Source organism: Eximiradius sp. (assembly GCA_937127445.1).
In the GTDB taxonomy this organism is placed as follows: Bacteria; Bacteroidota; Ignavibacteria; order Kapaibacteriales; family UBA2268; genus JAKIZO01.
The window spans coordinates 57,528-70,624 of the sequence record CAKZLY010000014.1 but is presented as its reverse complement, the minus strand read 5'-3'; the positions used below and the strand labels follow the sequence as shown (position 1 = coordinate 70,624).

Here is a 13,097-nt window from a genome sequence, read left to right as displayed (position 1 = left end):
TACATCTATTATATTTCATTATGATTTGAAAAAAATCGTTATTTTTGTCTTTTGTATTTGTTTAATAAATAATAATATTAATATGGCTGGCTATCCTTTCAAAGAAATTGAGCAAAAATGGCAAAAGTTTTGGCAAGAAAATAATGTTAATAAAGTTGTCAAAAATAAAAATAATCCTAAATATTACATTCTTGATATGTTTCCGTATCCGAGCGGAGCAGGGCTACACATCGGACACCCCGAAGGCTACACAGCAACCGACATTATTGCTCGCTACAAGAGAATGAAAGGCTTTTCCGTGCTGCACCCGATGGGATTTGATGCGTTCGGTCTGCCAACTGAACGCTACTCGATGACTACCGGGATTCATCCTGTTGTTGCAACTGAGAAGAATATAGAAAACTTCAAACGCCAGCTTAATATGATTGGGCTGGGCTACGATTGGTCAAGGTGCATTAATACTACCGACCCTAAATATTACAAATGGACACAGTGGATGTTTCTGCTGATTTACAACTCTTATTTTGACAAAGAGATGAACAAAGCACGCCCAATCCAGGAATTGCCTATTCCTGAGAACATTACCGATCCAATTGAAATAGAAGAATATCGCGACCGTCATCGCCTTGCTTATATTGCAATGATACCTGTTAATTGGTGTGCCGAGCTTGGAACAGTGCTTGCCAACGAAGAAGTTGACGAATGGAAAGAAAAAGGCTACACAGTGGAACGCCGCCCTATGCGTCAATGGATGATACGTATAACCGAATACGCTGAGCGCTTGCTTAAGGATTTAGAACTTGTCGATTGGCCTCACTCTACAAAAGAAATGCAGAAAAACTGGATTGGCAAAAGCGAAGGTGCTTTGATTAACTTCAAAATTGATGCAAGCGACAAACAAATTACCGTGTTTACTACTCGTCCCGATACAATTTTCGGCGCAACTTATCTTGTGCTTGCACCCGAACACGAACTCGTTCCCAAAATAACCACCGAAGAAAATCGCGATGCAGTCGAGCAGTATATTAAGCAAGCTGCTGAGAAAAGCGATCTCGAACGAACCGAACTTTCGAAAGAGAAAACTGGTGTGCCAACTGGCGGCTACGCAATTAATCCTGCAAATGGCAATCGCATTCCAATCTGGATTGCTGATTATGTGCTGGTTCACTACGGAACTGGCGCGATAATGGCTGTCCCGGGTCACGACACTCGCGACAACGAATTTGCTCGCCAGTTCGGTTTGCCAATTGTGCAAGTGGTGGCTCCTGCGGACGGCTCGCCCGTGGATGTCGAAAAGGAAGCATTTGTTTCGTATGAGGGAATTGGAGTTAATTCATCTAACGACGAAGTATCGCTCAACGGCATACCAACTCGTGAAGCAATAGAGCGTATAATAAATTGGGTAGAGAATCGAGGTATCGGACAACGCAAAGTGCAATATAAATTACGCGATTGGCTGTTCTCGCGGCAACGTTATTGGGGCGAACCTATCCCGATAATGTTTTTCGAAGATGGAACAAAGCGAGCGTTAGAATCTGACGAATTGCCACTGCTGCTGCCCGAGGTGAAAGATTTTAAGCCCGCTGGCACAGGCGAATCCCCGCTTGCAAATGTTCCCGAATGGGTCGATTTCATTGACAAAAAGACGGGTAAACGCGCTCGCTACGAAACAAACACAATGCCACAGTGGGCTGGTTCGTGCTGGTATTATCTGCGATACATTGATCCATACAACGACGAATTTTTCTGCTCGAAAGAAAAAGAACAATACTGGATGATGCCCGATGGAGTTGACCTATACGTCGGAGGTGCCGAACACGCTGTCCTGCACTTGCTTTATGCTCGGTTCTGGCACAAAGTCCTGTACGATTACGGCTACGTTTCGACACCCGAACCATTTAAGAAACTGTTCCATCAAGGATTAATTCTTGGCGAAGATGGACGTAAAATGTCTAAATCGCTCGGAAATGTAATTAATCCTGATGAAGTAATAAATGAATACGGTGCGGATTCGCTTCGTTTGTTCGAAATGTTCCTTGGTCCGCTCGAAGCCTCGAAACCCTGGTCTTCGAAAGGTATCGAAGGAGTAAATCGCTTTTTAAATCGTGTTTGGAGAATGATTTTGGACGAGGACGGCAACCTTTCCCCGACAGTTGTCGATGTAACGCTAAACGACGAACAAAAATACGTGCTTAACTATACTATCAAAAAAGTACAAGAAGATATTGAAAATCTAAGCTTCAATACTGCAATTGCACAAATGATGATATTTGTCAATGAGTTTTATAAATACGAGACAAAACCTAAGGAGGCGATGAAAAAATTTGTGCTTTGCCTTGCACCATTTGCACCTCACATTGCAGAAGAACTTTGGCAGCGTCTTGGCGAAACCCAAAGCATTGTCTTTGCAGAATGGCCTAAGTACGACGAAGCGAAAATTGTGCGTCAGACAATTGAGTTTGTTGTTCAAGTGTGCAGCAAAATTCGTGCTCGACTGCAAATCAAACTTGATGCAACTGAGGACGAAGTCAAGCAAATTGCTCTCGAAAATGAACAAGTGCAAAAGCACCTCGACGGCAAGCCAATTAAGAAAATTATCTTTGTCCCGAACAAATTGATTAATATTATTGTGTAAGCCAAAAGAAAGCAAATAAAATAAAAAATAAGGGAAATTTGTGTTGCCTAAATTAAAACTTGCACAAATTTCCCTTATTGATTTCTATTCACAGATGACCCTCTCAAATGAATTGCGAAATTCATAATTAATTAATTTTAGGTTTGGTTAAAATCGAGTTGCTTGTTAAATTTGATTATGTATAATGTCCATTTTTGGGATTTTCTTTGGAGAATAGAATGAAAAAGATAGCAGTTCCTGTAACAAGCAATGATTTAATAGACGAACATTTTGGTCATTGCGAGTTCTACAACGTTTACACAGTTTCTGATAATAATGAGATTGTGGAAATTCAGAAAATTAAATCTGAGCAAGGATGCGGATGCAAATCAAACATTGCATTTACATTAGCTCAAAGCGGTGTATCGATTATGCTTGCGGGTGGAATTGGCAGTGGAGCTGTAAATGTGTTGAATGATGCAGGCATCGAAGTTATTCGAGGCTGCTCGGGCAATTCTACTGAAATGGTCAAGCAATTTGTTGAAGGACTGGTTAATGATAATGGCACGATTTGCCAGAAACACGAACATCATCACGGTGGCGGGCATCGCGTTTGCAATAATTAATAGTGCTGTAAAATAAAAAAGAGGCTGTATCGAAAGGTGCAGCCTCTTTTATTTATATTCAATTTAAATTATTGCTTTTTCTTCAATGGTTTTGGCTCAATCATATTTTCAGGTGAAAGAATTTCGTCGAGTTGCTCTTTTGTGAGCAAGTTTTTCTCTAAAACAAGTTCATAGATACCGCGATTTGTTTCGAGTGCTTCTTTTGCAAGAGCGGAACTTGCTTCGTAGCCAATGTATGGGTTAAGCGCTGTAACTAGTCCAATACTATTTTCAACGTAGGCGCGACATCTTTCCACATTTGCAGTAATTCCGTCAATGCAACGCAATTTCAAAGTTTTGATACCGTTTATCAGCATTTCCATAGATTCAAAAATACTTTGAGCGATAACTGGTTCCATTACATTTAGTTGCAGTTGTCCAGCTTCGGCAGCCATCGTTACAGTCAAATCGTTGCCTATCACCTTGAACGCAATTTGATTGACAACTTCGGGAATAACCGGATTAACTTTTCCCGGCATAATGGACGAACCTGGTTGCATAGGAGGAAGATTGATTTCGTTCAATCCTGCACGCGGACCGGAACTAAGCAAACGCAAATCGTTGCAAATCTTCGATAATTTTATCGCAAGGCGTTTCACGGCCGAAGAGAAAATCACAAATGCACCAGTATCTTGCGTTGCTTCTACAAGATTTGAAGCAGATTTTACAGGTAAACCGGTAATTTCCCACAAATATTGAATAACCAATTCTCGGAATTTAGGGTCGGCATTGATACCAGTTCCAATTGCTGTCCCGCCCATATTGACTTCGAGTAGCAAACGAGCATTTGCTTCGAGACGCTGAATCTCTTCTTCCAGAGTGTCAGCAAAAGCACCGAATTCCTGTCCAAGTGTCATTGGGACCGCATCTTGAAGTTGGGTTCTCCCCATTTTGATTACGTTGGAGAACTCGTTTGCTTTGTTGCGGAACGAGGCAATAAGTTCTTTTAAAGCTTCCACTAAATTCTGGCTTTCATAAATAATAGCAATGTTGAGAGCCGTTGGGTAGGCATCGTTTGTAGATTGAGAAAGATTAATATGATTATTTGGGTGACAATGTTCGTAGTCGCCGCGCTCATACCCCATTATTTCGAGTGCACGGTTTGCGATTACTTCGTTTGCATTCATATTTGTGGAAGTGCCGGCACCGCCCTGGATAACGTCAACAATAAAATGAGTGTGCCATTTGCCGTGAATGATATCTTCGCAAGCCTCGAAAATCGCTTCTGCCATTCGTGGAGGGAGCAATCCGAGCGCAAAATTGGCTTTGGCAGCAGCAAGCTTGACCTGGGCAAGAGCTTTAATCAGCAAAGGATAATGCGATATTGCTACGCCAGTAATATTGAAATTTTCATAACCACGAAGAGTTTGAATACCATAATAAAATTCATAGGGAACTTCTCGCCATCCGAGCAAGTCGTGTTCGCGGCGCGTGCGGCCGGAAATATATTGAGCAGCAGCGTCAGCCACCTGATTTGTAGTCTGTCGCATACGGCGGGAAATCACTCTTGCAACGCGCGACAGGATTTTGATAACTGCTTGTGCCTGCGATTGCATAAGTTCGTTTAATTTTTCGCGGTGAAGCTGGATGATTTTGCTATCCTTTGATGCTCTTGCTGATGTAGAATGGGGATAGTCGTCCATTAAAGCGCCTTCACCTAAAAAATCGTACTTACTGAACACAGTCAAAATTTTTTCATTTCCGAATGTTGTATTTTTGACAAGTTCAATTTCGCCATCGGCAATTATATATAGATGTGTGCGTGGAATATTTTCTTCGAATAATTTTTCGCCTTTTTTGATGTTACGTACTTCTGCTTGGTTTGCAATCAGCGATATTTCTTCTTCGCTAAGGTCCTTGAAAAGCTCTATTTCCTTGATAAACTTTTGAATTTCTCCAACTTTCATAATTTTCTCCAATTAAATGAAAATTTAGCAAATTTAAGTATTTATTGTTTTTTTTCAATAAATTTTCAATATATTTACGAAATTATAATTGATTGACGAATATATTTATAATAATTTTCGATTGTATTTGAATTTATCGATAAAAACATATCGAATGAGCTTTTGGATTTGAATTTTTATCATAAATTATGTTGAATAATTATGAATGATTTGGCAAAAAGAGTAATTGTTGCCGCTGTTGGAATCCCATTTGCATTGCTTATCATTGTTTTAGGCGGTTTTCCATTTTTCATTACAGTTTCGTTTATTTCGTTGCTCTCGCTTTTGGAATTCTATTCGCTTGCGGAGAAAAAAGGTTATGCCCCGCACAAAATCAATGGAGCAATATTTGGGATTATCATTCAGTTGGTGTTCTTTATACAGTTTAACCATTTTGGGAAGCTTAGTCCGTTTATGTCGGCAATATTGATATATCTAATTTTTGTGATAATAACGCTGATTTGCGAAATGTATTCGAAAAACCCAAATAAAATAGCAAACGCTGCTGTTACAATTCTTGGAATGTCATATATTTCGATATTTTTTATAACTTTTTATATATTGCGAGAACTTAATTATTTCCTGTATTTGTTCGATATTCATGTGAAATCGTATGCACTTGGGCGTGATTTCACACTACTTTCGCAGCTTCTTAAAATTTCACCCGATAGATGGGCATATTTGATTATTACTTTGCTTGGGTCTATTTGGGTGTGCGACAGCGCCGCATATTTCATTGGCAAAGCAATTGGCAAGCACAAACTTTTCGAACGCATAAGCCCGAAAAAAACAATCGAGGGCGCAATTGCAGGATTTGTGTTCGCTATTTTGTCGTTTGTCGGATTGGGAAAATTGTTTCTGGCGGAAATACCGATTGTGCATTTTATAGTCGGCGGAGCAATTGTTGGACTTTTGGGTCAGTATGGCGATTTGGCTGAATCAATGTTGAAACGCGATGCCGGGGTCAAAGATAGCTCGAACCTTTTGCCTGGACACGGCGGCGCTCTTGATAGGTTCGACAGTATTTTGTTTGTTTCTCCGTCTTATTTTATATATTTAAGTTTTGTAATATTTTTTGATTTGGGAATATGAGTAGAACAGCGTTAATTGCGATAGCGCAAGGAACAGAGGAGATTGAAGCGATTGCACCAGCAGATTTATTGCGGCGGGCAAATTTCAACGTAAAAATTGCAGGTGAAAATGAGATTATCACTTGTTCGCGCGGTGTGAAAATAATTCCTGATTTACTTATTGAGCAACTCAATAGCGACGTTGAATTCGATATTATTATTCTACCGGGCGGTCGCACCGGCACTTTGAATTTGCTAAACAACGAAAAACTGGAAAAGCTACTTCGCAAGCACTACGAGCGTGGCGGCTGGATTGGAGCAATATGCGCCGCACCGACAATTCTCACACAACACAAAATTTTGCCCAAAGGTTCTCCCGTGACTGCTCACCCATCGGTGCGTGAAATGCTGGTCGAGTATGATTACTCAGATGCTGCGGTTGTTGTGCACGAACGTTTTATTACAAGTCGTGGGGCGGGCACAAGCATAGATTTCGCCTTGAAAATCATCGAATTTTTGCTAAGCAAGGAAACCGCCGACCAAATAAAAAGCGATATAACATACGGAAAATAGTAGTAGTATTGATTAAACTATTGATAAAAGATATTAAATGTTTGAAGGGATACAATGAATTGTATCCCTTCAATTAATAATTATTTCACTTTTAAATTCATCATTTTATTTCTTTTGTTATTAGCAATGCAATGAGCAATATTGCTTGAAGTAGTATAATTACAGCTCCGCTTGGTAAATCAACAAAATAAGATAATATCAGACCGCCTATACTACTAACTATTCCAAGTAATACAGATAGCAAGGTCATTTGAAAAAAAGTTCGGGAAACAATGCGTGCTGTTGCCGCTGGAATCACTAAATATGCTCCGAGCAACAGCATTCCGACAACTTTTATAGAAACAACTATCAGAAGGGAAATTAGCAGCGTGAGAATATATTCGTCTGTTTCTACGGGCAATTTGCTTGTGCGGGCAAGTTCCGCATCGAAAGTGGAATATGCCCAGCGTCCCCAGTATATTTTCCCGACAATTGCAATAATTAACGAAAGTGCGGCAACTATTGCTAAATCAAACACCGAAACGTTCAAAATCGAACCGAAAAGATAAGAATATGCATCTGCTGAATAATTTTCGTTCAGTGCTAAAAAAATTATACCAATTGCCATCGCCACCGAAAACAGTATCCCAATTGAAGTGTCGGCGGAAATATCTGCTTTCTTTTTCAGGAATACCATCAAAAATGCAATCAGTAACGTAAATGGAATTGCCAGAAACATTGGCTCTATGCCTAAAAAAATACCCAATGCAACTCCACCGAACGCTGCGTGGGAAAGCCCACTCCCTAAGAAGCTTATCTTTCGTTGAACAACAAAAACTCCTAAAAAACCACTTACTGCACCGAGCAAAATTCCTACAATCATCGCTCGCTGCATAAAAGCCAGGCTGAATATCTCACTCATAACTTTTCAATCCAAAAGTAACTTTATGTTTGTGCCCAAGATGCGAGAATGTTTTCATTAAATTGAGTTCGGTGAATGCTTCGCCTGTATTGCCAAAATAGATTAATTGCTTGTTCAAGAGCATCACTTTATTAGTGTGGTGGTAGGCAGCAGTCCAGTCGTGAGTAACCATAAGCACTGTAACGCCTCGCTCTTTGTTGTATTCTTCGATAATTTCATTAATTGTAGCCTCGCAAACAAGGTCTACTCCAGTTGCCGGTTCGTCCAAAACAAGAAGTTTTGGGTTCGACGCAAAACAACGTGCCAAATACACACGTTGAAGTTGCCCGCCCGAGAGCTCGGAAATTTGTTTCTTTGCATAATCTGCTGCACCGACAAGCGTGAGCATTTGAAGTGCTAATTTCTTGTCTTCCCTGGATTTCACTCCCAGCCAGCGATTACGCACTCCACTCAAAACAAGTTCAATTGCGTTCGCCGGAAACGAGCGGTCGATGGTTTTGATTTGCGGGACGTAACCTATATCACCCGCTTCGATTTCATCTAAATTTTTGCCGAAAATTTTAATTTCACCTGCCGTGGGCTTAATAATGTTTAATAATGCTTTGAGAAAGGTTGTTTTGCCGGAACCGTTCGGTCCGACAATTGCAACAAAATCACCTTTATTAATTTCAACATTTATATTATCGAGAATAATGTTGTTCCCAATTTCAACAGTAAGATTGCTTGTTTTAATAGCGAAATCGGGCATAATTAATCTCCTGCAAGTGCTTTTGCAAGAGTTCGAGCGTTGAAGAGTATTAAATCCTGATAATTTTCTCTCCCGCTGGAGCCTCCAACTGGGTCGAGCAAATAAACGCTAACTTTTGCTTCATCGGCAATGCTTTTTACGGGTTTATCGGATAGTTGCGGCTCATTGAAAATTGCCTTTGCACCGCTTTCTTTAATTTTCTGTATAAGCGAAGCAATGTATTTCGGGGTTGGTTCTTTGCCGGGTGCTTCTTCGACCGAGCCGCCATAAATTAAACCGTAGCGGTGCAGCAGATACATTATTGATGGATGATGAAGAAAAACAATTTTTCCTTTCACATTGTGCAAAATATTGTCCACCTGACGATGCAATAAATCTAATCTATTCGAAAAAAGTTGGGCATTTGTTCGATATGTTGCTGCATTCTGTGGGTCGAGCTTCGAAAGAGTGTCTGCAAGAGCAGGAAGTATTGCCTTTACAGCTAAAGGATCCATCCAGAAATGAGAATCAATATTTTTTGTTGTGATGGTGGTATCGTTTGCCGCAACTTTTTCGCCGCGATAATTAATCCAGAAATCACGCGGGAGCAAGTCAATTAATTGCAATAAATTTCTGCTGCCGGGAAGTTTTGCAGCCCAACCATCGTTATTGTCTGCTACGTAAATAAGCACATTAGCCGCTTGCGATTTATAGACATCGGACGGCTTGGGTTGGTATGTATGCGGCGATGCCCCGGGTGGGATAATATACCGAACATCGACCTTTGGTCCGGCGATTTCCTTGGTTATTGCATATACTGGATTGCTTGTTGTAACTATTATGGTTTTTGTGTTTTGCGCTCCGCAGCTGCCGAGAGCAAGAATTATCGAAAGTAATAATAATAGTTTTTTCATATTAATGTTGTAATAATGTTCATTTTTTTTGATAATAGACTATTTATTTCTCTATTTATTTGGAACTAATTTATTGAGTAAATCGTTTTAAATATAAATATATTCATTTCGGGTGTGGCTATGAAAAAAATCGGTTTGCTTTTCGGAATTGGTACTAATTTCCCACTTGATGTGCAGCATTACATTAATTCTAAGAACAATAATGAAGTAACTTGTGAGGAAATTAAGATTGGCATATTGAGAAACAATGATTTTTATGATTATGATGTTGTTCTCGACCGCATTTCTGAATTTGTGCCGTTTTACCGTTCTTTTCTAAAAACGTTGAAGTTGCAAGGGAAGAAAGTGATTTCTAATTGTCTTACTGCGTGCTACGATGATTATTTCTTTCAGGCGCAAATTGCAAACAATTTGGGACTAAAAACGCCAAAAACTTGCTTAATTCCAACTAAATGGTTGCCGAAGAACACTACCCCCGAAGCTATGCGAAACTTAGAGTATCCTCTCGACTGGGACAAAATGTTCGACTACGTCGGTTTCCCTGCTGTGCTGAAATCTAATGCCTACGATGAAAAGCGTTATGATTTCAAGGTTTACAACAAGACTGAATTTTTCTCGGCATACGAGCTCACTGGTTCGAACTTGATGATTTTGCAGGAATCTATCGAACATGATGAATATGTTCGTTGCTTTGCTGTTGGTAGAAAATATTTGAAAATCGTAAAATATAACCCTACAAATCCGCTTCACTTGCGGTATTCGAGGTCTGCCCCAAGAATTGACGAAAATATTGAGCAAAAAATCAACAGTGCTTGTCTGAAACTACTCGGAAATATGGAGAATCATTTCAATGCGGTTGAATTTGCAATTAAACAGGGTGAAGTTTACTGTATGGACTTCAATCGTCCGATTTCGAAGCTTGAACGCTTCATTCTTGGCGACGAGGTGTACGACTGGCTCGTAGAAAAAATTGGCGACTATTTAATCGAGCTTGCTCTTGGCAATTAATTGATAGGTATTTTAAATTTAAAGGTTGTGCCAATTCCTTTTTCGCTTTCAACGGAAATCTCGCCGTTGTGAAGCAAAACAATGTGTTTGACGATGGATAGTCCAAGCCCGGTGCCACCGGTTTTTTTGGAACGTGATTTGTCCGCAATATAGAAACGCTCGAAAATTCGTTCAGCGTCTTCTTTGGAAATGCCCATTCCGTTGTCCTTCACCGCAAAGTAGGCAAAACGGTCGTCATAGGAACAGATAATAAGAATTGTTCCGTTATCGGAGTATTTTATTGCGTTATCAATGAGATTGATGAAAACTTGTTCCATTCTGAACACATCGACGTTGATTTTGGGGAAATTGTCCTGGTATTGAACTTCGATATTTAGTCCTTTGTCTTTGAGTTTAGGCTCGAATATTTTCAAAACGTTGTCTATGATAACTCGGGCATCAACTGAGCTTTTAATTAGCTGCGTGTTCGGGGCTTCGAGTTCGGATAGCATAAGCAAATCTTGCACAATGCTAATCAACCTATTTGTGTTGCGTTTGATTATGTCTATGTAATTATAATATTGGGCGTCGATTTCGTCTTCAAGAGTTTCGATAAATCCTTTGATTGCAGTCAGTGGTGTGCGAAGTTCGTGAGAAACGTTAGCAACGAAGTCTTTTTTGAGTTGTTCCAATTTCTTTATTTCTGTAATATCGTGGAAAAGTAGCACGACTTCTTTTTTTGAATCGATAAAATTGGCACTGCAAAGATAGAATTTCTTTTCATTGGAAATTTCTTTGATTGTGCTACTTTTTTCGTTAAGAGTTTGATGGAAAAGGCTCAAAATATCTTGATTTTTAGTAATTTCATTAATATTTTTATCTAAAATGTCAGAATTTGAGATGATTTTGCAAAAGCTTGCATTTGCGACAAGCACTTTGCCGGTAATATCGAGAGCGACAAGTCCCTCTTGAATAGCTTTGATAATAGTATTTAGTTCTTCTTTTTGCTTGGTAACTTCTGCGAAAAGTGCTTTAATTTGAGCCGTCATATTATTGAAATTTGTAGCTAATTCATATATTTCGTCGCGTCCCGAAATATTAACTTTAATATCAAAATTGCCGCCGGCAACTTTGCGGGAAGCTTCGGAAATCTGATTGATTGGTTTTGTGAGGGACCGAACAAATATTAAAGCACCGATTAGAGTAACAAGCACAAAAATTGAAGCGATTTGCAGAATTTGGAGAATTAACTGGTTGATAAGTTCTTTTGCCTGGTTTCTGAAAATGCTTGTTCTTATTGCACCAAGAAACCGTCCGTTGATACCAAAAAGACCGTGAGCAACGTAGAGCATTTCTTTATGGACAGTAGAGCTGAAACGTTCAGATTTGCCAACTTTTTCCCCTTTGAAAATTGGTTCGAGTTCGGGACGATGCTTGTGGTTCTCCATTTTTGTCGGGTCGCTTTCTGAGTCGGCAAGCACACGCCCCGTGCTATCAACGATAGTTAGCCTGATATGTATCTCTTTCCCAATTTTTTTAACGTATTTATCAAGTTCAGAGAGATCCTCATTTTCGATAAAATGAACAATTTTAGTTTCGAGAATGGTATTGATTTTATTCAGGTTATCGGTGATAGTAACAACGTGTTGGTGGCTTACATTGCGATAGGTAAAGAACAGTATAAGCCCCGTAAGCAAAAAAATCACGAGGAAATATCCGGCAAAAATTTTCGATGATAGATGTTTCATTAATTTTCTTCGATTTTATAGCCGACACCGCGAATATTCTTAATGAATTTGCCAGCGATACCTAGTTTTTCGCGTAAATTTTTAATATGAACATCAACAGTTCTATCGAGAACACCTTTTTCCTGCGCCCCAAGATAATCCAAAATTTGCTCGCGCGAATACACCCAGCCGCGACGGTCGCTAAGCAATTTCAAGATACGGAATTCAGTAGATGTGAGTTCAACTTTTTCACCATTTACGGTAACTTCATATTTCTGGTGGTCAATTTCAAGAATATCGCCAATGCGAGTTTTCTGCGTTTTTACAACTTTTTCGTCGCGACGAAGCACAGCTTTGACGCGAGCGACCAGCTCACGTGTGGAAAACGGCTTTGTAACGTAGTCGTCCGCCCCGAGTTCGAGACCTAATACTTTATCCATTTCTTCTGTACGAGCAGTAAGCATAATTACAGGGATGTGGGAAAACTTTTCGTCTTTTTTCAAGTATTTGCAAATTTCGAAGCCATCGGAATCGGGTAGCATCAAATCAAGAATAACAAGTTCAGGAATATTTGTTTTGAGATATTTGAAGAGGCTTTCGCCGTCCTCGAAGGCTTTCACCTTGTAGCCAGCTTTTGTGAGGGCGAGCGAAACAAGTTCGCAAATATCTGCTTCGTCGTCGACCACTACAATTGTTTTAGCGTTACTGCTTTGCAAAGGAGGCAAATTTTCGCTGATTTGGCGATTTTCTTCTGACATTTTATTATGCCATAATACTGAAACAAAATATAAAAATACAAATTTTTTGTTAAGCAAGCGTTAAATTTCGTTAAGGTATTGCTTAAATTAAATAATTTGTGGAGATTGTGAATAATTTTTTCAGTTATAAGCGTCCCTACTCGGGAACTAATTTATTGTCCATTTCGTTAATTAATTCATAATTATTTTTCGTATTTTTGTAATTAAATATCTGA

Annotated in this window: 11 protein-coding genes; 5 read left to right on the top strand and 6 right to left on the bottom strand. The window is 39.5% G+C overall.

Translation table 11 applies throughout. The features are described from left to right. The first annotated feature begins 82 nt into the window (after window positions 1–82). Together leuS and AC6QZF_RS03065 are read left to right on the top strand one after the other, a co-directional pair. Complete coding sequence (leuS, locus tag AC6QZF_RS03070) at window positions 83–2,635, top strand: leucine--tRNA ligase (protein WP_499798410.1); 2,553 nt, start codon at window positions 83–85, stop codon at window positions 2,633–2,635. Window positions 2,636–2,853: 218 nt separating this feature from the next. After that, complete coding sequence (locus AC6QZF_RS03065) at window positions 2,854–3,240, top strand: NifB/NifX family molybdenum-iron cluster-binding protein (RefSeq protein WP_499798409.1); 387 nt, start codon at window positions 2,854–2,856, stop codon at window positions 3,238–3,240. A 68-nt stretch (window positions 3,241–3,308) separates the two neighbouring features. Here AC6QZF_RS03065 and aspA read toward each other — a convergent pair whose 3' ends face one another. Further along, window positions 3,309–5,186 carry an aspartate ammonia-lyase gene (aspA, locus tag AC6QZF_RS03060; RefSeq protein ID WP_499798408.1) on the bottom strand — a complete coding sequence of 626 codons (1,878 nt, stop codon included), beginning with the start codon at window positions 5,184–5,186 and terminating at the stop codon, window positions 3,309–3,311. Between the two features lie 201 nt (window positions 5,187–5,387). On the opposite strand from aspA, the gene AC6QZF_RS03055 reads away from it, so the two are divergent. Both AC6QZF_RS03055 and AC6QZF_RS03050 read left to right on the top strand, forming a co-directional pair. Continuing rightward, the gene (locus AC6QZF_RS03055) at window positions 5,388–6,317 is read left to right on the top strand and encodes a phosphatidate cytidylyltransferase (protein WP_499798407.1); all 930 of its coding nucleotides are present in this window, start codon (window positions 5,388–5,390) and stop codon (window positions 6,315–6,317) included. Further along, window positions 6,314–6,868 carry a DJ-1 family glyoxalase III gene (locus tag AC6QZF_RS03050; RefSeq protein ID WP_499798406.1) on the top strand — a complete coding sequence of 185 codons (555 nt, stop codon included), beginning with the start codon at window positions 6,314–6,316 and terminating at the stop codon, window positions 6,866–6,868. The genes AC6QZF_RS03055 and AC6QZF_RS03050 overlap by 4 nt, the downstream gene beginning before the upstream one ends. Before the next feature lie 100 nt (window positions 6,869–6,968). Here the strand turns inward: AC6QZF_RS03050 and AC6QZF_RS03045 are convergent, their stop codons facing one another. The 3 genes from AC6QZF_RS03045 to AC6QZF_RS03035 are packed head-to-tail and all read right to left on the bottom strand — an operon-like array spanning window position 6,969 to window position 9,410. Beyond that, a complete protein-coding gene (locus AC6QZF_RS03045) occupies window positions 6,969–7,769 on the bottom strand; it encodes a metal ABC transporter permease (RefSeq protein ID WP_499798405.1) in 801 nt (266 codons plus the stop codon). Beyond that, on the bottom strand, window positions 7,762–8,517 hold the full coding sequence (locus AC6QZF_RS03040; protein ID WP_499798404.1) for a metal ABC transporter ATP-binding protein: 756 nt from the start codon (window positions 8,515–8,517) through the stop codon (window positions 7,762–7,764). Before AC6QZF_RS03040 ends, AC6QZF_RS03045 begins: the two co-directional genes overlap by 8 nt. 2 nt (window positions 8,518–8,519) lie before the next feature. Then, window positions 8,520–9,410, bottom strand: coding sequence for a metal ABC transporter substrate-binding protein (locus AC6QZF_RS03035; protein ID WP_499798403.1), 891 nt, complete (start codon window positions 9,408–9,410; stop codon window positions 8,520–8,522). A 120-nt stretch (window positions 9,411–9,530) separates the two neighbouring features. On the opposite strand from AC6QZF_RS03035, the gene AC6QZF_RS03030 reads away from it, so the two are divergent. Beyond that, window positions 9,531–10,418, top strand: coding sequence for an ATP-grasp domain-containing protein (locus tag AC6QZF_RS03030; protein WP_499798402.1), 888 nt, complete (start codon window positions 9,531–9,533; stop codon window positions 10,416–10,418). Here the strand turns inward: AC6QZF_RS03030 and AC6QZF_RS03025 are convergent. Together AC6QZF_RS03025 and AC6QZF_RS03020 are read right to left on the bottom strand one after the other, a co-directional pair. Beyond that, window positions 10,415–12,145: a sensor histidine kinase gene (locus AC6QZF_RS03025; protein WP_499798401.1), complete on the bottom strand. Its 1,731-nt coding sequence runs from the start codon at window positions 12,143–12,145 to the stop codon at window positions 10,415–10,417. The two genes, AC6QZF_RS03030 and AC6QZF_RS03025, sit on opposite strands and share 4 nt — an antisense overlap. Beyond that, a complete protein-coding gene (locus tag AC6QZF_RS03020) occupies window positions 12,145–12,882 on the bottom strand; it encodes a response regulator transcription factor (protein ID WP_499798400.1) in 738 nt (245 codons plus the stop codon). Before AC6QZF_RS03020 ends, AC6QZF_RS03025 begins: the two co-directional genes overlap by 1 nt. Between the last annotated feature and the right edge of the window lie 215 nt (window positions 12,883–13,097).

What these genes read in the sequence shown, in the direction of transcription:
- AC6QZF_RS03020 (WP_499798400.1), bottom strand. Translation starts at nt 12,882, where the DNA reads ATGTCAGAAGAAAATCGCCAAATCAGCGAAAATTTGCCTCCTTTGCAA.
- AC6QZF_RS03035 (WP_499798403.1), bottom strand. Translation starts at nt 9,410, where the DNA reads ATGAAAAAACTATTATTATTACTTTCGATAATTCTTGCTCTCGGCAGC.
- aspA (WP_499798408.1), bottom strand. Translation starts at nt 5,186, where the DNA reads ATGAAAGTTGGAGAAATTCAAAAGTTTATCAAGGAAATAGAGCTTTTC.
- AC6QZF_RS03045 (WP_499798405.1), bottom strand. Translation starts at nt 7,769, where the DNA reads ATGAGTGAGATATTCAGCCTGGCTTTTATGCAGCGAGCGATGATTGTA.
- AC6QZF_RS03025 (WP_499798401.1), bottom strand. Translation starts at nt 12,145, where the DNA reads ATGAAACATCTATCATCGAAAATTTTTGCCGGATATTTCCTCGTGATT.
- AC6QZF_RS03040 (WP_499798404.1), bottom strand. Translation starts at nt 8,517, where the DNA reads ATGCCCGATTTCGCTATTAAAACAAGCAATCTTACTGTTGAAATTGGG.
- AC6QZF_RS03065 (WP_499798409.1), top strand. Translation starts at nt 2,854, where the DNA reads ATGAAAAAGATAGCAGTTCCTGTAACAAGCAATGATTTAATAGACGAA.
- AC6QZF_RS03050 (WP_499798406.1), top strand. Translation starts at nt 6,314, where the DNA reads ATGAGTAGAACAGCGTTAATTGCGATAGCGCAAGGAACAGAGGAGATT.
- AC6QZF_RS03055 (WP_499798407.1), top strand. Translation starts at nt 5,388, where the DNA reads ATGAATGATTTGGCAAAAAGAGTAATTGTTGCCGCTGTTGGAATCCCA.
- leuS (WP_499798410.1), top strand. Translation starts at nt 83, where the DNA reads ATGGCTGGCTATCCTTTCAAAGAAATTGAGCAAAAATGGCAAAAGTTT.
- AC6QZF_RS03030 (WP_499798402.1), top strand. Translation starts at nt 9,531, where the DNA reads ATGAAAAAAATCGGTTTGCTTTTCGGAATTGGTACTAATTTCCCACTT.